Origin of the sequence: Streptomyces sp. CG 926 (assembly GCF_003148825.1) — a bacterium.
In the GTDB taxonomy this organism is placed as follows: Bacteria; Actinomycetota; Actinomycetes; order Streptomycetales; family Streptomycetaceae; genus Streptomyces.
In genome coordinates this window covers 40,943-57,617 of sequence record NZ_QGGZ01000002.1, presented here as the reverse complement: position 1 = coordinate 57,617, position 16,675 = coordinate 40,943, and the positions used below count along the sequence as shown (strand labels likewise).

At 72.4% G+C, this 16,675-nt stretch carries 20 protein-coding genes; 15 read left to right on the top strand and 5 right to left on the bottom strand.

The window, feature by feature from the left end:
• The first annotated feature begins 21 nt into the window (after positions 1–21).
• The 4 genes from BCL76_RS05275 to BCL76_RS05260 are packed head-to-tail and all read left to right on the top strand — an operon-like array spanning position 22 to position 3,291.
• The gene (locus BCL76_RS05275) at positions 22–339 is read left to right on the top strand and encodes a PAAR domain-containing protein (RefSeq protein WP_109778396.1); all 318 of its coding nucleotides are present in this window, start codon (positions 22–24) and stop codon (positions 337–339) included.
• Complete coding sequence (locus BCL76_RS05270; protein WP_109778395.1) at positions 339–761, top strand: GPW/gp25 family protein; 423 nt, start codon at positions 339–341, stop codon at positions 759–761. The genes BCL76_RS05275 and BCL76_RS05270 overlap by 1 nt, the downstream gene beginning before the upstream one ends.
• Positions 761–2,731, top strand: coding sequence for a putative baseplate assembly protein (locus BCL76_RS05265; RefSeq protein WP_109778394.1), 1,971 nt, complete (start codon positions 761–763; stop codon positions 2,729–2,731). Before BCL76_RS05270 ends, BCL76_RS05265 begins: the two co-directional genes overlap by 1 nt.
• The gene (locus BCL76_RS05260; protein WP_109778393.1) at positions 2,728–3,291 is read left to right on the top strand and encodes a phage tail protein; all 564 of its coding nucleotides are present in this window, start codon (positions 2,728–2,730) and stop codon (positions 3,289–3,291) included. The genes BCL76_RS05265 and BCL76_RS05260 overlap by 4 nt, the downstream gene beginning before the upstream one ends.
• A 73-nt stretch (positions 3,292–3,364) precedes the next feature.
• On the opposite strand, the gene BCL76_RS38795 is transcribed toward BCL76_RS05260, so the two are convergent.
• Positions 3,365–3,835 carry a hypothetical protein gene (locus tag BCL76_RS38795; protein WP_181382445.1) on the bottom strand — a complete coding sequence of 157 codons (471 nt, stop codon included), beginning with the start codon at positions 3,833–3,835 and terminating at the stop codon, positions 3,365–3,367.
• Positions 3,836–4,184: 349 nt separating this feature from the next.
• Between BCL76_RS38795 and BCL76_RS05250 the strand changes: the two genes are divergently transcribed.
• The gene (locus BCL76_RS05250; protein WP_258309334.1) at positions 4,185–5,165 is read left to right on the top strand and encodes a zinc ribbon domain-containing protein; all 981 of its coding nucleotides are present in this window, start codon (positions 4,185–4,187) and stop codon (positions 5,163–5,165) included.
• A 39-nt stretch (positions 5,166–5,204) separates the two neighbouring features.
• The gene (locus tag BCL76_RS05245; RefSeq protein WP_109778392.1) at positions 5,205–5,813 is read left to right on the top strand and encodes a GNAT family N-acetyltransferase; all 609 of its coding nucleotides are present in this window, start codon (positions 5,205–5,207) and stop codon (positions 5,811–5,813) included.
• Here the strand turns inward: BCL76_RS05245 and BCL76_RS05240 are convergent.
• The gene (locus tag BCL76_RS05240) at positions 5,797–6,693 is read right to left on the bottom strand and encodes an NADP-dependent oxidoreductase (protein WP_109778862.1); all 897 of its coding nucleotides are present in this window, start codon (positions 6,691–6,693) and stop codon (positions 5,797–5,799) included. The genes BCL76_RS05245 and BCL76_RS05240 overlap by 17 nt on opposite strands.
• A 146-nt stretch (positions 6,694–6,839) precedes the next feature.
• On the opposite strand from BCL76_RS05240, the gene BCL76_RS05235 reads away from it, so the two are divergent.
• Together BCL76_RS05235 and BCL76_RS05230 are read left to right on the top strand one after the other, a co-directional pair.
• Positions 6,840–7,256 carry a winged helix-turn-helix transcriptional regulator gene (locus tag BCL76_RS05235; RefSeq protein ID WP_109778391.1) on the top strand — a complete coding sequence of 139 codons (417 nt, stop codon included), beginning with the start codon at positions 6,840–6,842 and terminating at the stop codon, positions 7,254–7,256.
• A 55-nt stretch (positions 7,257–7,311) separates the two neighbouring features.
• A complete protein-coding gene (locus BCL76_RS05230) occupies positions 7,312–8,040 on the top strand; it encodes a Mut7-C RNAse domain-containing protein (protein WP_109778390.1) in 729 nt (242 codons plus the stop codon).
• A gap of 45 nt (positions 8,041–8,085) precedes the next feature.
• Here the strand turns inward: BCL76_RS05230 and BCL76_RS05225 are convergent, their stop codons facing one another.
• On the bottom strand, positions 8,086–8,535 hold the full coding sequence (locus BCL76_RS05225) for a hypothetical protein (protein WP_258309333.1): 450 nt from the start codon (positions 8,533–8,535) through the stop codon (positions 8,086–8,088).
• 139 nt (positions 8,536–8,674) lie between these two features.
• Here BCL76_RS05225 and BCL76_RS05220 point away from each other — a divergent pair, with 139 nt between their 5' ends.
• Both BCL76_RS05220 and BCL76_RS05215 read left to right on the top strand, forming a co-directional pair.
• Entirely contained in the window at positions 8,675–9,019 is a 345-nt protein-coding gene (locus BCL76_RS05220) for a YnfA family protein (RefSeq protein ID WP_109778388.1), read from the top strand.
• A gap of 54 nt (positions 9,020–9,073) precedes the next feature.
• Positions 9,074–9,838 carry an SDR family NAD(P)-dependent oxidoreductase gene (locus BCL76_RS05215; protein ID WP_109778387.1) on the top strand — a complete coding sequence of 255 codons (765 nt, stop codon included), beginning with the start codon at positions 9,074–9,076 and terminating at the stop codon, positions 9,836–9,838.
• Here BCL76_RS05215 and BCL76_RS05210 read toward each other — a convergent pair.
• Complete coding sequence (locus BCL76_RS05210; protein WP_258309332.1) at positions 9,835–10,311, bottom strand: polysaccharide deacetylase family protein; 477 nt, start codon at positions 10,309–10,311, stop codon at positions 9,835–9,837. The two genes, BCL76_RS05215 and BCL76_RS05210, sit on opposite strands and share 4 nt — an antisense overlap.
• A gap of 12 nt (positions 10,312–10,323) precedes the next feature.
• Here BCL76_RS05210 and BCL76_RS05205 point away from each other — a divergent pair, with 12 nt between their 5' ends.
• Both BCL76_RS05205 and BCL76_RS05200 read left to right on the top strand, forming a co-directional pair.
• Positions 10,324–10,935: a Uma2 family endonuclease gene (locus BCL76_RS05205; RefSeq protein ID WP_109778385.1), complete on the top strand. Its 612-nt coding sequence runs from the start codon at positions 10,324–10,326 to the stop codon at positions 10,933–10,935.
• Positions 10,936–11,081: 146 nt separating this feature from the next.
• On the top strand, positions 11,082–11,900 hold the full coding sequence (locus BCL76_RS05200) for a hypothetical protein (RefSeq protein WP_109778384.1): 819 nt from the start codon (positions 11,082–11,084) through the stop codon (positions 11,898–11,900).
• Between the two features lie 79 nt (positions 11,901–11,979).
• On the opposite strand, the gene BCL76_RS05195 is transcribed toward BCL76_RS05200, so the two are convergent.
• Positions 11,980–13,173, bottom strand: a complete 1,194-nt coding sequence (locus BCL76_RS05195) for an RtcB family protein (RefSeq protein WP_109778383.1) — start codon at positions 13,171–13,173, stop codon at positions 11,980–11,982.
• 190 nt (positions 13,174–13,363) lie between these two features.
• Between BCL76_RS05195 and BCL76_RS38460 the strand changes: the two genes are divergently transcribed.
• The 3 genes from BCL76_RS38460 to BCL76_RS05180 all read left to right on the top strand — a co-directional run bounded on the left by BCL76_RS38460 (position 13,364) and on the right by BCL76_RS05180 (position 16,624).
• The gene (locus BCL76_RS38460) at positions 13,364–14,227 is read left to right on the top strand and encodes a DUF3558 domain-containing protein (protein WP_258309331.1); all 864 of its coding nucleotides are present in this window, start codon (positions 13,364–13,366) and stop codon (positions 14,225–14,227) included.
• A gap of 115 nt (positions 14,228–14,342) precedes the next feature.
• Positions 14,343–15,113 carry a DUF3558 family protein gene (locus BCL76_RS05185; RefSeq protein ID WP_109778381.1) on the top strand — a complete coding sequence of 257 codons (771 nt, stop codon included), beginning with the start codon at positions 14,343–14,345 and terminating at the stop codon, positions 15,111–15,113.
• 152 nt (positions 15,114–15,265) lie between these two features.
• A complete protein-coding gene (locus BCL76_RS05180) occupies positions 15,266–16,624 on the top strand; it encodes a DUF2637 domain-containing protein (RefSeq protein ID WP_181382444.1) in 1,359 nt (452 codons plus the stop codon).
• Positions 16,625–16,675: the final 51 nt, after the last annotated feature.

The window sequence follows — 16,675 nt, the reverse complement described above, 5'->3', positions numbered from 1 at the left end:
CCACCTCCCCGAGGAGCACCGATGCCAGCCGCAGCCCGCACGGGCGACCCCACCGACCACGGTGGCCGGATCGCCACGCCGCCGCCCGGCGCCGCCGCGGCGGTCGCGACGGTGCTGATCGGCGGCCGGCCCGCCGCCGTCGTGGGAAGCCTGCACGTCTGCCCGGTCCCGCCGCACGCGGCGACGGGACCGGCCAACGTGCTCATGCCCAACCCGGCCGCCCTCGCCTCGGGCGCGGTGCTCATCGGCGGACTGCCCGCCGCACGGGCACGCGACCGAACCGCGTGCGGAGCGACGGTCCTGACCGGCGCGATGAACGTCCTGATCGGCGGTGTGTGATGAGCGGACGGTTCATCGGGCGCGGCTGGGCGTTCCCCCTGCGGGTCGGACCGACCGGCGGAATCGCCATGGTCGAGCGGGAACGGGAACTGGAGGAAGCCATCCGGCTGGTCCTGGGCACCGCCCCGGGAGAACGGCCCATGCGGCCCGACTTCGGCTGCGGCATCCACGAGTACGTCTTCGCCCCCGGCGACGGCGACACCGCCGGGCGGGTCGCCCAGCAGGTCCGCGAGGCCCTGGAGCGCTGGGAGCCCCGGATCACGGTGGACGAGGTCGTCGTGGCCTTCGACTCCGTGGAGGCGGGCACCCTCTACATCGACGTGCACTACACGGTGCGCACCACCAACGACCGGCGCAACCTGGTCTTCCCCTTCTACACGATCCCCTCCGAGGAGGGGGCCGAGGAAATGGTCGCGGACTGATGGCCCTGCCCTCCCCCAACCTGGACGACCGACGGTTCCAGCAACTCGTCGACGAGGCGAAGCGGTACGTGCAGCAGCGCGCGCCGGAGTGGACCGACCACAACGTCTCCGACCCGGGCGTCACCCTGATCGAGACGTTCGCCTACCTCGTGGACCAGCTGCTGTACCGGCTGAACCGGGTCCCGGAGAAGAACTACCTGGCGTTCCTCGACCTGTTGGACATCCAGCTGTACCCGCCGTCGGCCGCCGGCGCCGATGTCGACTTCTGGCTGTCGGCCCCTCAGCCGGACACGGTGACGCTGCCCGCGGGCACCGAGGTCACGACCGCCTCGGGCGAGACGGAGGAAGCCGTGGTGTTCGCGACCACCGGCGATCTGCGCATCGTGCCGAGCGAGTTGACGCGCCTGGTCACCGCGCCCCGTACCGGTGACATGACCGACCGGACCGGCGCGCTCGCCGAAGGCCGCGACATACCGTGCTTCCAGGCGACGCCCGAGCCCGGCGACGCGCTGCTGTTCGGCCTGCCGACGGCGGTACCGCGCTGCGTGGTCGCGGTCCGTCTCGACAGCCGCGTCGAGGGCGTCGGCGTCGATCCGCGCCAACCCCCGCTGGTGTGGGAGGCGTGGGACGGCGGCCGGTGGCAGCTGTGCGAGACGGACTCCGACAGCACCGGCGGCCTCAACCGGCCCGGCGAGATCATCGTGTACGTACCGGCCGGGCACACCGCGTCGCTGCTCAGCGGCACCCGCGCCGGCTGGCTGCGCTGCCGGGTCACCGCCCCGGAGCCCGGCCAGCCGTTCTACTCGGAGTCCCCGACCGTGCGCGAGGCCGCCGTCTTCACCGTCGGCGGCACCATGGCCGTGGAGCACGCCGAGCGGGTGGGCGACGTACCGCTCGGACAGTCCGAGGGAGTGGCCGGCCAGGCCTTCCGGCTCGACCGCCCGCCCGTACTGCTCGACGGGGAACCCCCGGTCGTGGAGGTGTCCTCCCCCGAGGGATGGCAGCGCTGGGAGGTGGTGGAGCACTTCGGCCGCTCCGGTCCCGACGACCGGCACGTCCGCGTGAACGCCACCACCGGCGAGTTCACGTTCCCGCCGGTGCTCCGCGAGGCCGACGGCACCCTGCGGCCCTGCGGCGCGGTGCCGCCCAAGGGCTCCCGGATCCGCGTCGCCCGCTACCGCACCGGCGGCGGCCCGGCGGGCAACGTCTCGCGCGGCGCGATCTCCGTCCTGCGCAGCTCCGTCCCCTACGTCGCCCGGGTCATCAACCGGGAGGCGGCACGCGGCGGCGTCGCCGGGGAGACGATCGAGAACGCCAAGCTGCGCGCGCCGCAGACGCTGCGCATGCAGGAACGCGCGGTGACCGCCGAGGACTACGAGATCATCGCCCGCCGGGCGGCTCCCTCGGTGCGCCGGGTCCGCTGCCTGCCCGCCACGGACGGTACCGGCGGCGCCGGCGCGGTACGGGTCCTGGTGGTGCCGGACGCGGTGGCCGACGAGCACGACGACCGGCTCCGATTCGAGCAGCTGATCCCCTCCGACCAGGTGCTCGCCTCGATCACCGGCACCCTCGACGAACGCCGTCTGATCGGCACGCGCCTCGTCGTGGAACCACCCGTCTACCAGGGCGTCACCGTCGTCGCCCGGCTGTCGGCGCCCGCCGCGGACGCCGACCGGGTGCGCGAGGCGGCACTCGCCGCGCTGTTCCGCCACCTCAACCCCCTGCGCGGCGGGCCCGACGGCACCGGCTGGCCCTTCGGGCGGCCCGTCCAGTACGGCGAGGTGTTCGGCGTACTGCAACGCGCCGTCGGGGACGTCCTGGTGGAGGAGATCCGTCTGTTCGCCGCCGACCCGATCACCGGACGGCGCGGCGCCCCCGTCGACCGGATCGACATAGGAGCGGGCGCGCTGGTCTTCTCCTACCAGCACCAGGTGGTCGTGACGGAACCGGAGAAGGCGGTGCACGGATGAACCGGGCCGCCGTCCCCGGTCTGCCCAGCCGGCACCCGATCGGTGGACAACTGCCCGCCCTGTACGCCGAGGACGACTTCGCGCAGCGGTTCACGGCGGGGCTGGACACCGTCCTCGCCCCGGTGTTCACCACCCTCGACAACCTGCCCTCCTACTTCGACCCCCGGCTGGCCCCGGCCGACTTCCTGTCCTGGCTGGCCTCCTGGGTGGGCGGCGTCGACGACCCCCGGTGGCCCGTCGCGCTGCGGCGCGAGGCGGTGGCGCGGGCGGTGGAACTGCACCGCCTGCGCGGCACCCGGCGCGGCCTGACCGAGGCCCTGCGCCTGGTACTGGGCCTGTCCGCCGACGTCATCGGGGACGGCGGGGCCACCTGGTCCCGCACGGCCGGTGGCGAGCTGCCCGCCGCCCCGGCCGACGAGGTCCTGGTCCGGGTGTGGCCGGGCCGCGAGACGACGGTGGACGTGGACCGGGTCCACGCGCTCGTTCGCACCTTGTGCCCCGTCCACACGGTCTGCCGCGTCGAGGTCCTGTCCGGACCGCCCGCGGACGAAAGGAAGTGACAGCGGTGCGAGCGTGTCCCGTGTGCGGGGCGTCCAACGGCGAGACGGACGACTTCTGCGGCAACTGCGGCGCCTACCTGGGCTGGTCGGGCTCCACGCCCGCACGGAGCTCGGCGGGCTCGGCGGGCTCGGCGGGCTCGGCGGGCTCGGCGGGCTCGGCGGGCTCGGCGGGCTCGGCGGGCTCGGCGGGCTCGGCGACCGACGCCCCCGACCGGGGCGACGACGCCCCGCCCGCTCCCGCCGCCCCGGAGCCGGCGACCGCGACCGCCGCGACCGAACCGCCCCCCTCCGCGCGCCCCGGGACCGCGCCCGCCCCACCCGCACCCCTGGGAGCGGAGCCGGTTCCCTCCGCACCCCCCAGGGTGGAGCCGGTTCCCTCCGCATCCCCTGGCGCGGAGCCGGTCCCCTCCGCACCCCCCAGGGTGGAGCCGGTCCCCTCCGCATCCCCCAGGGTGGAGTCGGTTCCTTCCGCGCTCCCCGGCGCGGAGCCGGTTCCTTCCGCGTCCCCCAGGGTGGGGTCCGTTGCCTCCGCATCGCCCGGCACGGCGCCCCCCGCGGCGGGGGCGGCAGCGCCGCAGGGGGCGACCGGCTCGGCAGCACCCGCGGGCTCCCCGGCGGGGTCGGCCCCGCCCGCGACGGCCGACGCGGATCGCCGGCACGGACCCCACCCCGAGGACGCGGGCGCCGATCGGCGGCTGCCCTGGAAGCGCCGGCGTTCCGCACCTTCCACCCCCGCCGACGCCGGATCCGGCCCGCCGCCCGCACCCCCGGGGGAATCCGCACCCCCGGAAGGGGAATCCGCGCCCCCGGGCGGGGAACCGGCCCGGTCCGCGCCGACCGCGTCGGACCGGCGGCGCGGGCCTGCCCCCGCCGACGCGGGACCGACCTCGGCCATGCCCTCGGCGGCAGCTCCCTCCCCGACCGAGCCCGATCCGGCAGGGCCCCGACCGCCCGCGGGCCGGCAGGACCGGACCGGCCGCGGCGCGCCCGGCGCCCCCGAAGCCGCCGCCCCCCGCGCCGTCGCACCGCGAGTACCGGCACCCGCCGCCCCGCCGCCGGCCGCCGCCCCCCGGGCCGTCGCGCCGCGGGTACCGGACTCCCCGCAGCCCGTCCGGCCCGCGAAGGCCGTCGCGCCGCGCCCGGTCGTGCGTACCGCCGCGGTGAGCGACTCCGGGTCCGGCGTGCCGTGCCCCGCCTGCGGCACCCCCAACCCGCCGGACCGCCGGTTCTGCCGCCGCTGCGCCGCTCCCCTGACGCCCGCCACCACGGCGGCCCCCCTGCCCTGGTGGCGGACGGTATGGCCGCTGCGCCGCCGCACGCGCGGGGGTTCGGGCCGCGCGACGCGCTTCCTGGTGGTGCTGGCCGTCGTACTGGCCCTGTGCGCGGGCGGTTTCCTGCTGCTGCCGGCCGGACGCCACCTGATCGAGGACACCCGCGACAAGCTCGGCAAGGCCAAGGAGGTGACCGCCACCCGGGTCGAGGCGAGCGCCGAGCTGCCCGGGCATCCGGTGGGCGACAGCACGGACGGGCTCAACAACCGCTACTGGGGCGCGCCCGGCCTCGGCGCATCGGCGACGTACACCTTCGCCGAGCCGTTCCGCCTGGTCGACGTGATCATCACCAACGGCGCGTCGGCATCGCCCGAGGAGTACGCGCGGCAGGCGCGGGCGCTGCGCATCGACATGGAGGTGACGACGCGGGACGGCCGGAAGGTCCACAAGAGGCTCGACCTGAGTGACAAGCCCGGCCCCCAGACCTTCCCCACCGGCATCAGCGACGCCCTCACGATCCGACTGACCCTGGACGCACCCGCCGGGGCCGCACCAGAGCGTCATCTCGCGCTGGCGGAGGTGGAGTTCTTCCGGCGCGGCTGACGCCCCCCGGGCCGGGCCCCGCCGCAGTAACGTGGCCGGATGGAGACGCACGTACGACTGGAGCCCTGGTCCGCCGGGGACTTCTGGCTGCTGGAACGCAAGAACGAGCCGATCATGACCCAGTTCCTGGGCGGCCCCGAGCCCGCCGCGAAGCTCGTGGACCGACAGCGGCGCTACGAGGCGATGAGCGCGCGGGAGCCGGCCGCCGGCCGGATGTTCCGCGTGGTGTGGACGCCCGCCGGACAGGGCACCGAGGACGGCGGAAGCTCCGACGGGCGCCCCGACGGACGCCCCGACGACGGCCGACGTGCCGAGAGCGTCGGTAGCGTCGGCTTCTGGGAGCGGGAGTGGCAGGGCGAGCCGGTCTACGAGTCCGGCTGGGGCATCCTGCCCGAGTTCCAGGGCCACGGGCTGGCCGTGGCGGCGCTCACGGAGCTCCTGGCGTACGTCCGTGCCCACGGCTCCCGCGACAGCGTCCACGCCTTCCCCGGCACCGACCACCCGGCGTCCAACGCGGTGTGCCGGCGGGCCGGGTTCGAGTACCTGGGCGACGTCGACTTCGAGTACCCGCCCGGCGTGCCCCACCCGAGCTGCGACTGGCGCTACCGGGTGGAGCGTCCGCGGGCCGGGCTCACACCGTCAGGATGACGCGGCCGCGGACCCCCGGCGTCTCCAGGTGCGCGTGGGCCTCGGCGACCTCCGCGAGCGGGAACGTGGCGGCGATCCGGAGCGTCAGCGCGCCCTCGTCCACCAGCGCGACCAGCCGGGCCAGGTGCGCCCCGTCCGCCGCGACCTCCTGTTCCACGACCCGGACACCGCGCTCCGCGGCCGGGGCGTGGTTCGGGATCAGGCCCACGTAGACCCCGCCGTCGCGTACGGCGCCCAGCGCGGCGTCGCCCAGCACCGCCGCGTCCAGGGCCCCGTCCACGGGTCCGGCCGGCGCCGTGCCGCGCGGGACGAACCCGGTCGCGCCCAGGGACCGTACGAACTCCTCGTCCTCGGCGCCCGCCAGGGCCGTCACCACCAGCCCGGCCCGCACGGCGAGCTGGACAGCCAGCCCGCCGACGACGCCCGCGGCTCCGGTGATCAGCACCGAGGAGCCGGGGGCGAGCCCCAGCAGGTCCACGGCGCGGGCGGCGGTGAGGCCGGCGAGCGGGAGTCCGGCCGCGGCCACCGCGTCCACGGTGGTCGGGGCGGACGCGACGGCGAAGGCGTCGAGCACCACGTACTGCGCGTGGGTGCCCAGCGGCTTCACCGGCCCGTGGTGCAGGCCCACGACCCGCTCACCGATGCGCCGACCGGTCACGCCGGCGCCGATCTCGTCGATCTCCCCGGACACGTCCCAGCCGAGGCCGAGCCGCTGCCCGGCGCCACCGAAGATCCCGGCACGGACGGCGCCGTCCACCGGGTTGAGACCGGCGGCGGTGACCTTGACGCGAAGCTGACCGGCCGCAGGGCGGGGCACCGGGACCTCGGCCAGCACGACCCGCTCCGGGCCGCCGAACTCGCTCACCACGGCCGCCGACATCGTCTGCTCGCTCATCTTCGTCTCTCCCGTTCACTGATGCGCACGCTCGTTCGCGCGTTCTCGATGAGCACTAACTTATGGAGAGGTACTCTCTTTTCGTAAGTACGCACTCGAAGGTGCGTACCCGACCCGGAAGTGGGGCACCCATGGCCACCAGCACCGCCGCGGCCCGCCGCGAGGAAGCCCGATCCGCCTACGACGCCTTCCTCAAGGAATGCCCCACCGGCCAACTCCTGGCCCGCATCAGCGACAAGTGGGTCGGCCTCATCGTCAGCGCCCTCGGCCAGGCCGAGAACCGCTCCCTGCGCTACAGCGACCTCGGCCGCAAGATCCCCGGCGTCAGCCAGAAGATGCTCACCCAGACCCTGCGCTCCCTCGAACGCGACGGCCTCGTCACCCGCACCGTCACCCCCACGGTCCCCGCCCGCGTCGACTACACGCTCACCGACCTCGGCAGCAGCCTCGGCTGCCTCCTGTCCTCCGTGAAACTCTGGGCCGAAAACCACTTCGACGAGGTCAGCGCCCACCGCGACACCTACGACCGCGCCACCACGACGACATGATCGCGACGACATAATTCGGCCGCACCCGCCACCCCGGCAATGGCATGCTGAGCCAGTGAACGGACCCGGCATTCAGCTCACCCTCGCCCCCGAACTACGCCTCTTCGCCCCGCCCAACCGGCGCGCCGAACGCGTACCGACCACCACCGACGGCGCATCCAGCCTCGGCCACGTCGTCGAATCGGCCGGCGTCCCGCTCACCGAGGTCGGCCGCCTCCTCGTCGACGGCCACGAGGTACCCGTCTCCTACGTCCCCCAGGACGGCCAGAACGTCGAGGTGTTCGCCGTCGAGCGACCCCAAAAGGTCCCCGGCGCCCCGCTCCGCTTCCTCCTCGACGTCCATCTCGGCACCCTCGCCCGCCGCCTACGCCTGCTCGGCGTCGACGCCGCCTACGAGAACGAGGACATCGGCGACCCCGCCCTCGCCACCCGCTCCGCCGCCGAGCGCCGCGTCCTGCTCTCCCGCGACCGCGGCCTGCTGCGCCGCCGCGAACTGTTCGCCGGCGCCTACATCTACAGCGACAACCCCGACGAACAACTGCGCGACGTACTGGGCCGGTTCGCACCCACCCTCGCCCCCTGGACCCGCTGCACCGCCTGCAACGGCCCGCTCCGCGAAGCCGACAAGGAGAGCGTCGGCGACCGCCTCGAAGACGGCACGCACCGCTCCTACGACGTCTTCGCGCAATGCACCGCATGCGAACGCGTCTACTGGCGCGGCGCCCACCACGCCCGCCTGGAACGCATCGTCGACGAGGCCCTCGTGGAATTCGGCACCGCCTAGGCCGGGAGAGCGACCCCGGGGACGCCCGGCGCCCTGACGGACGACCTAGAACGCGTACGTGTCGCCCGTGTCCAACGCCAGCACCACATGCTCGTTGTTGGTGTGGTTCCGGTCGGTCGCACCACCGTTCCACCACGTGTCCACCCGCACCGCCACCTCCGGGGCCGGCTCCCGCAGCTCCAGCAGCAGCGCGACATGCCGGCCCCGCCCGTGCAGCGGCAGCGGACCCGTCTCGCACACCACCTCACGCGAACCCGCCCGCGCACACCCCTCCGCCAGCCGCTGCCGGTCCGCGAGATCGGCCGACAGCCGCACCCGCAACGTCGCGTTCGGCAGCGCGGCCGGCCCGTCGTTCTCCGGCACGAGCCAGATCCGCAACCGCGCCCCCGACAGGGCCACCCGACCGTGGTACGCCACATCGGCCTCCGGCCCGTCCGCCACCGACGCCTGGGCCGACCCGGGAACACCCGCGCCGAGCGCCAGCAAACCCGCCACCACCACACTTCGTACGGCACCACGGCGCACCGACACCACCTCCTCGCGCGGAGGCTAGCCACCGACCACCCCCCACCGGTCGGACCATCACACGAACGAGGGCGCGCCCACCCCCATCTGCCATGCGTACCTTTGAGCCATGCCGATCACCCTCCTGGCCCGCTCCGCCGCCCTCTTCCTCCTCGCCGCCCTCCTGGAGATCGGCGGCGCCTGGCTCGTCTGGCAAGGCATCCGCGCCCACAAGGGCTGGGCCTGGATCGGCGCCGGAGTGATCGCCCTCGGCCTCTACGGCTTCGTCGCCACCCTCCAGCCCCAAGGCGACTTCGCCCGCGTCCTCGCCGCCTACGGCGGAGTCTTCGTCGCCGGATCCCTCGTCTGGGGCGTGGTCGCCGACGGCTACCGCCCCGACCGCTGGGACATCACCGGAGCCCTGGTCTGCCTCGCCGGCATGGCCGTGATCATGTACGCCCCGCGCGGCCGCTGAGCCACGCCTATGCTGGCGGGTAATCGCCCGTACGAACGACCGAGGAGCCCGCACATGAGCACGGCCGCCACCCGAACCGCCGTAGTCACCGGCGCGAGCAGCGGCATCGGCGCGGCCACCGCCCGGCAGCTCGCCGCAGCCGGCTACCACGTCGTCCTCACCGCCCGCCGCAAGGACCGCATCGAGGCCCTCGCCGCCGAGCTCACCGAGGCCGGCCACCAGGCCACCGCCTACGCCCTCGACGTCACCGACCGCACCGCCGTCGACGCCTTCGCCGCCTCCCTCGACCGCTGCGACGTACTCGTCAACAACGCCGGCGGCGCCATCGGAGCCGAACCCGTCGCCACCGGCGACCCCGCCGACTGGCGCACCATGTACGAGGTCAACGTCATCGGCACGCTCCACGTCACCCAGGCCCTGCTCCCCGCCCTCACCGCCTCCGGCGACGGCACGGTCGTGGTCCTCTCCTCCACCGCCGGCCACTCCACCTACGAGGGCGGCGCCGGCTACGTCGCCGCCAAGAACGGCGCCCGCGTCCTCGCCGAGACCCTGCGCCTGGAGATCGTCGGCCAGCCGGTCCGCGTCATCGAGATCGCCCCCGGCATGGTCAAGACCGAGGAATTCGCGAAGACCCGCTTCCGCGGCGACGCGGAGAAGGCGGAGAAGGTCTACGCGGGCGTCGCGGAGCCCCTGTCCGCCGACGACGTGGCCGACACCATCACCTGGGCCGTGACCCGCCCCAGCCACGTCAACATCGACCTCCTGGTGGTCCGCCCCCGCGCCCAGGCCTCGAACACCAAGGTCCACCGCGAGCTCTAGAACACCCCCGCCGCCTCCAGGTACGACACAAGGGCCGCCGACTCCACCCCGGCGGCCCTCGCCGCGCCCAGAGCCCGCCGCAGGTCCGCCGCCGGCGTCGGGGTGAAGTGCAGCAGCACGATGTCCCCGGCCCGCAGCCGCGGCGTGGGCGAGGTCTCGCCCCAGGTGGTGAAATCGTGCGTCCAGGTGATCAGCGCCTTCACCCCGCACGCCTTGGCCGCGAGCCGCACCCCGTCGTCCACCGCCCCGTACGGCGGCCGCAACAGCTTCGGCTCCCGCCCGAAGACCTCCTGCAGCCGCTCCCCGGCCCCGCACACCTCGGCGTCCTTGCCGGCCGCGTCGAGCGGGGTGAGGTCGGGGTGGCTGACGGTGTGGTTCTCGACGCCCGCCCGCCCCTCCTCCCCGGGCTCGAACGAGTGGATACACGCGAAACACCGGCGGCCATGACTACGCCCCGGCAGCGTGATCCCCAAGAGGGAGGAAGCATGACCCCGACGCACCACCGGACCACGATCTCCGAGGCCGCCGACCGCCTCACCTACGAGCTTCCCGGACACCGAGTAGAGATCCTCCAGGGAAGACTCACCGCAACACCACCCGCGGACGGGTCACACGCACTGTCGCTCAGCCGGCTCATCGAGAAGTTCTACGACGCCGGCGCCCGAAAGGCGGGGCTGAGATACGTCCAGGGGATCGGCCTCCGGCTGCCGACCGGCTCCGACGACTACGCCATCCCGGACTTCGCCCTCGTCGAGGCCGACTTCCGCGACCACAAGGTCCAGAAGAACTGCTACGCGGCCGACGTCTTCCGCCTGGTCGTCGAAGTGACCTCGTCGAACTGGTCCGACGACATCGGGGTCAAGGTCGACAGCTACGCGAAGGCCGACATCCCGGTGTACGTCATCGCCGACCGCCACCACGACGAGGCCGTCCTCTGCAGCGACCCCCGCAACGGCGCGTACCGCCTGCGCAGAACCTACAAGCGAGGCGAATCCATCCCGCTGCCCCGATCCATCGGAGTCTCCGTCGACCTCCCGGTGGACCTCCTCCTCGACGGCGACGAGCACCGAGAGCCGGACTCCTCACAGGCCATGTGACATTCCGCCATACGTTCGAGTGAACGGCGTTCGTTCGGCCCGCGCCCACCCCGAACCCACACCTACGTTCAGCCATACCAAGCGGCCCCCGACCGGGATAGCAGTCCCGCCCGGGGGCCTCACCATCGAAGGAACGGAACTTCCTCATGGCTGAACAGGACCCTAGCGCCGTCGCGCGCTTCATGGACCTCACGGACCCGCGGTATGCCTACATGTTCGGCTTCCTTCAGGCCGACGGGCACCTCGCACACGGAGCGGGACAGAAGGGCCGACTGACTGTGGAGATCAGCGAGCGCGACATCCACATCCTGCGCGACTTCCAGGCCCTCACCCCGTACTACAGCTCCATCACCGAGCGCACTCGCGCGACCAACTTCACCGAGTCGCACAGCTCCGCGACCTGGACCCTGTGCTCCCTCGAAGCCCGAAGCGTGATCAACGAACTCGGCATCCCCTACGGACGGAAGTCCACGATCATCAGGCCGCCGCGCATCGAGTTCTCCCGCCGCGACTACTTGCGAGGGGTACTCGACGCCGACGGATCCGTAGGTTTCACCGGCAAGGGTCTTCCGTTCGTCTCGCTCACCACCGCCAGCACCGCACTGGGTGCCTACCTGTGCCATTTCGCCAAGAAGATCACAGGAGCGGATCGGACCATCAAGCGCAATGCACGAGACGGCATCTACAACATCCTGTACACCAAGGAGGCGGCACAGGAGCTGGCCGCGCACCTGTACTACGACGATTGTCTGGGCCTGGAGCGTAAGAAGACCAAGGCCTCCGAGATCCGCGGCTGGGTTCGACCGGCGGACATGCGGGTCGCCGCACCCCGCCGCCGTTGGACTCCCAAGGACGACGAGGCCCTGTTGCGCCTGAACGACCCCGCGGGGGCGGCAGTCGCGCTCGACCGGACCGCGCAGAGTTGCGCCATGCGCCTCTGGCGCCTGCGTACCGGCAAGGCTTAGAAGGTAAGACGGAGGGGCCCGGCCCGGTCGTGACGACCGGGCCGGGCCCCTCCATTCCCCCGACATCCGCGCCCGGGTCTCAGCCCTTGATGCAGATGACCTGCTTGAGCTTGGCCACGACCTGGACCAGGTCGGTCTGCTGGTCGATGACCTGCTCGATGGACTTGTAGGCACCCGGGATCTCGTCCACGACGCCCGAGTCCTTGCGACACTCGACGCCCTTGGTCTGCTCCGCCAGATCCCGCGCCGAGAACCGCTTCTTCGCCGCCGTCCGGCTCATCTTCCGGCCCGCTCCGTGCGAGGCCGAGTTGAAGGACTTCTCGTTGCCGAGCCCCTTCACGATGTACGAGCCCGTGCCCATGGAACCCGGGATGATCCCGTAGTCACCGCTGCCGGCACGGATCGCGCCCTTTCGCGTGACCAGCAGGTCCATCCCGTCGTACCGCTCCTCCGCCACGTAGTTGTGGTGGCAGCTGATCTCGCGGTCGAAGGAGACCTTCGCCTTCCGGAACTCCTTCCGGAACACCTCCTTGAACAGGCTCATCATCACGGCGCGGTTGTACTTCGCGTATTCCTGGGCCCAGAAGAGATCGTTGCGGTACGCCGCCATCTCCGGCGTGGCCGCAAGGAAGACCGCGAGGTCCCGGTCCACGAGGCCCTGGTTATGAGAAAGCCCCCGTGCCACCTCGATATGGAACGCGGCCAGTTCGTTGCCGATGTTCCTCGACCCCGAGTGCAGCATGAGCCACACCGAACCGGACACATCTATACAAACCTCACAAAAGTGATTTCCTTGGCCAAGGCTTCCCATTTGCCGCATCGCCCGGTCACGCCGGAACTTCACCGCATCCGTGACGTAGTCGAAGCGCTCCCACAGGTCCCCGAAGCCCGCCTCCGAGAAGCCGTAGAGCCGCGACGGGTCCACCGCCTCCTTGTGCATCCCCGCCCCCACCGGGATCGCCCGCTCGATCTTCGAGCGCAGGCCCGACAGGTCCCCCGGCAGGTCGTTCGCCGTCAGGGACGTCTTCACCGCCGACATTCCGCAGCCGATGTCCACACCCACCGCCGCCGGGCAGACCGCGTCCTTCATGGCGATCACCGAGCCGACGGTGGCGCCCTTGCCGTAGTGGACGTCCGGCATGACGGCCAGGCCCTTGATCCAGGGGAGGGTGGCGACGTTGCGCAGCTGCTGCATCGCGCTGTCCTCGACCGACGCCGGGTCGGTCCACATCCGGATCGGGACCTTCGCCCCAGGTACCTCTACGTACGACATAAGGAATCAATCCCCCGAAAACCACAGAAAAGTCAGAATGCGCAAAAGCCTCGCTCTTGATCCCAAATACGACAGGAGACCGGCGCCGGCACCAGCGTGTGCGATAGACATTGTGTCCAGCCGCGCCCAAGTCGCGGCAACGTATTTTCCTGACCGTCGGGGGCCCGCCGGTCGAAGGGAGCCAGTGGACGTGCAGCGCAAGGCGGTACGGCGGCGAGTCCTGCCAGGCATCGCGATGCTCACCGCGCTCGCGGCCGGGGCGGCCGGTCTGACCGGGTGCACCGGCGGGAGCGGCGGCGGAAGCACCAGCGACTCGAAGGCCGGCGGCGGCTCCGCCGCGCCCGCCCAACCGGGGAAGTACCGCAGTCTGCCCGCGCCCTGCAAGGCAGGCGTCGACAGCAAGAAGATCAAGGGCATGCTCCCGGCCGGCGACAGCCTCACCCCCGAACAGCGCGACCAGATGTACGCCGGGGTCGCCGACACCTCGTACGACGGCGACCGGCACGTCGGCTGCCGCTGGACCGGGCAGAGCCCCGAGGAGACCCGGCTGCTGTCGGTCGGCTTCGAGCGAGTGGTCTCGTACGACCGGACCACGAGCAGCGACGACGACAAGGCCAAGCAGGTCTACGTACGCCGGCTCACCGACGCGAAGCTGCCCTTCCCCGGCCCGACCGCGAATCCCACCCCGGCGGCTCCGACCCCCGCCGCGCCGACCCCCGCCGCGCCGACCCCGGCGGCACCGAACCCGAGCGTGCCCGCGGCCCCCGGGGCGCCGGCGTCCCCCGCCGCGAGCCCGTCGGCCCCGGTCGAGCTCGGATCCCGGGTCCTGGAGGACCTCGGCAGCGACGCCTTCCTGGAGGACAAACTCAGTCCCGCCGGGGCCAGCGCCGCGCAGTCCCGCACCGTGCGCATTGTGTTCCGTACCTCGAACGTCATCGTCACCATCGAGTACAGCGTGCAGCCGGCGCTGCCCGGAACGGTGCCGCCGAGCGCCGAAACCCAGGACAGGGCACAGCAGTTGGCGCAGGCTCTGGCCGAGCGTCTCACCGAGTGAGTGGTGCGCGCCACGCTCTCGCGTGATGGCGCGCACAGCAGGCGGGTACCCGATCGGGCTACCGTTGCCCGGGTCCCGCGTCCGAAGAACAACCGACAATCGTACTGAAGGAACCATGCACCGATCAGCCTCGCGCCTCACCCGCGTTCTCGCCTGCGCAGCCGTCCCGGTGATCCTCACCGTCGCCGGGTGTTCGTCCGACTCGGGCAAGGAGTCGGGCTCGAACGGGGAGAAGAAGTCCGGTTCGTCCTCTTCCTCGTCCTCCAAGCCGAACCCGAAGTCGTCCAAGACCCTGGAGAAGCCGGCCTTCGCCGCGCTCCCGGATCCGTGCAAGGCGCTCGGGACGCCGACGATAGACACGCTCGTCCCGGAGTCGAAGGACAAGGCCGGGACGGCGCCGAAGTCGAACGACCTGGCCACGCGTGCCAGCTGCTCCTGGAACGGTCTGGACGAGGACGGTCTGAAGGGTTCGCAGTACCGCTGGCTGTCGCTCTCCTTCTTCCGCTACGACTCCCAGGCCACGCTCGGCGACGCCAGCAAGCGTGCCGAGGAGCAGTACAACAAGGAGGTCGAGGCGGCGAAGACCGCCGAGGGCGCGCAGAACCCGAAGGCGGAGGCCGTCGGTGAGGTCGGCGACCAGGGGACGTCGGTCGTCTACACGGTGAAGAAGGACGGCAACGACCACTACAACACGACGGTCGTGGCGCGTACCCAGAACGTGGTGGTCACGCTCGACTACAACGGTGCGGGGCTGGAGGGTGCCGCGGCGCCGGACCACGGGAAGCTGCTGCAGGACGCGATCGCTGCCGCCAAGGAGGCCGTGACCTCGGTGGGCGCGGCGAACAAGGCGCCGGCGGAGCAGCCGCAGTCCCCGCAGCCCCAGTAGGAACGGTCGCGGGGCGGGGCCGCCTTGGGCGTTGACATCGGGTCACCCGTACGCTGTGCCTGCTGCCGCTCGGTAAAGGCGCGGTAAGTGCCTGGTACGCAGCGCCGGCAGTCTGCGCTCGGTATGTGCTCGACAAGGGGAGGGGATCGCGGGTGGCCGCGATGCAACTGACTCGTACGCACCGGATACTCATCGGCGTGGTGGTCGCGGGAGCCGTGGTCATCGCGGGGATCGGGTTCGCGGGTTCGTACTCCGCGGTGCGTGCCCTCGCCCTGCAGAAGGGGTTCGGCAGCTTCTCGCTGGTGTTCCCGATAGGTATCGACGCGGGCATCTGTGTGCTGCTCGCGCTGGACCTGCTGCTGACGTGGCTCCGGATCCCCTTCCCGTTGCTGCGCCAGACGGCGTGGCTGTTGACGGCGGCCACGATCGCGTTCAACGGTGCGGCCTCCTGGCCGGATCCGCTGGGTGTCGGGATGCACGCCGTGATCCCGATGCTGTTCGTGGTGACGGTGGAGGCCGCCCGGCATGCCGTGGGTCGGATCGCGGACATCACCGCGGACCGGCACATGGAGGGTGTGCGCATCACGCGGTGGCTGCTGTCGCCGATACCGACCTTCAAGCTGTGGCGCCGGATGAAGCTGTGGGAGCTGCGCTCCTACGAGCAGGCGGTCGGTATGGAGCAGGACCGGCTGATCTACCAGGCTCGGCTGCAGGCGCGGTACGGGCGTTCGTGGCGGCGGAAGGCTCCGGTGGAGGCGCTGATGCCGCTGAAGCTGGCCAAGATCGGTGTGCCGCTCGCGGAGACGACCGCGGAGGCGCTGGCGGCGACGGGCATCGAGCCGGCGGTGTTGCCGCCGGTGGAGCAGCAGGGTCAGCAGCAGCTCCAGCAGGCTCTGGCGCCGGCGGCCGCGGTGTCGGGGCCGGCGCAGCAGGCGCAGCAGGCGCAGCAGGCCGTCGCGCAGGGGCAGCCGGGGCAGCAGGCTCAGCCGGGGCAGCCGCAGCCGCAGCAGGGCCCGGCCGGTGCTCCCGGTGTCGCCCAGCACGCCCCGCCGGCCTTCGCGGTGGACCCGACGGCCATGCCCGCGGCCCACAACAGCGCGTGGTTCGCCGCTCCGCTGGCGCCGCAGGCCGCGTACGAGGGTGGCTACAACCCCCAGTACGTGGAGGGTCTGGAGCCGACCCCGGTCCTGCCCCCGATGGGCCCGGACGAGGAGCGGCCCGCGCAGCAGGAGCTGCCGATCCCGGCTCCGCGCCAGGAGGAGGTCCCGGCACAGGCTCCGGCGGACGGTCCCGAGACGCCGGACGAGGCCGAGTTCGCGGAGGCCGCGTACAAGGTGTTCTGCGCGCTGTCCGACGAGAAGCAGGACTACCCGTCGGTCGAGGCGCTCGACATACACCTGTCGGACGGTTACGGCGTGACGCACCCGCGCAGCGGTTCGCTGCTGCGCCGGATGATCCCGGCGTTCAAGCTGCGGTACAACAAGGACCGCGAGGCCGAGCACATCGCCTGACGGTGACGGTGGTCGCCTCACGGTGATGGTCGGAAGTACATGCGGAAGGGC

What these genes read in the sequence shown, in the direction of transcription:
- BCL76_RS05215 (WP_109778387.1), top strand. Translation starts at nt 9,074, where the DNA reads ATGAGCACGGCCGCCACCCGAACCGCCGTAGTCACCGGCGCGAGCAGC.
- BCL76_RS05205 (WP_109778385.1), top strand. Translation starts at nt 10,324, where the DNA reads ATGACCCCGACGCACCACCGGACCACGATCTCCGAGGCCGCCGACCGC.
- BCL76_RS05240 (WP_109778862.1), bottom strand. Translation starts at nt 6,693, where the DNA reads ATGTCGGCGGCCGTGGTGAGCGAGTTCGGCGGCCCGGAGCGGGTCGTG.
- BCL76_RS05260 (WP_109778393.1), top strand. Translation starts at nt 2,728, where the DNA reads ATGAACCGGGCCGCCGTCCCCGGTCTGCCCAGCCGGCACCCGATCGGT.
- BCL76_RS05235 (WP_109778391.1), top strand. Translation starts at nt 6,840, where the DNA reads ATGGCCACCAGCACCGCCGCGGCCCGCCGCGAGGAAGCCCGATCCGCC.
- BCL76_RS05250 (WP_258309334.1), top strand. Translation starts at nt 4,185, where the DNA reads ATGCCCTCGGCGGCAGCTCCCTCCCCGACCGAGCCCGATCCGGCAGGG.
- BCL76_RS05270 (WP_109778395.1), top strand. Translation starts at nt 339, where the DNA reads ATGAGCGGACGGTTCATCGGGCGCGGCTGGGCGTTCCCCCTGCGGGTC.
- BCL76_RS05200 (WP_109778384.1), top strand. Translation starts at nt 11,082, where the DNA reads ATGGCTGAACAGGACCCTAGCGCCGTCGCGCGCTTCATGGACCTCACG.
- BCL76_RS05275 (WP_109778396.1), top strand. Translation starts at nt 22, where the DNA reads ATGCCAGCCGCAGCCCGCACGGGCGACCCCACCGACCACGGTGGCCGG.
- BCL76_RS05185 (WP_109778381.1), top strand. Translation starts at nt 14,343, where the DNA reads ATGCACCGATCAGCCTCGCGCCTCACCCGCGTTCTCGCCTGCGCAGCC.
- BCL76_RS05265 (WP_109778394.1), top strand. Translation starts at nt 761, where the DNA reads ATGGCCCTGCCCTCCCCCAACCTGGACGACCGACGGTTCCAGCAACTC.
- BCL76_RS05245 (WP_109778392.1), top strand. Translation starts at nt 5,205, where the DNA reads ATGGAGACGCACGTACGACTGGAGCCCTGGTCCGCCGGGGACTTCTGG.
- BCL76_RS05220 (WP_109778388.1), top strand. Translation starts at nt 8,675, where the DNA reads ATGCCGATCACCCTCCTGGCCCGCTCCGCCGCCCTCTTCCTCCTCGCC.
- BCL76_RS05195 (WP_109778383.1), bottom strand. Translation starts at nt 13,173, where the DNA reads ATGTCGTACGTAGAGGTACCTGGGGCGAAGGTCCCGATCCGGATGTGG.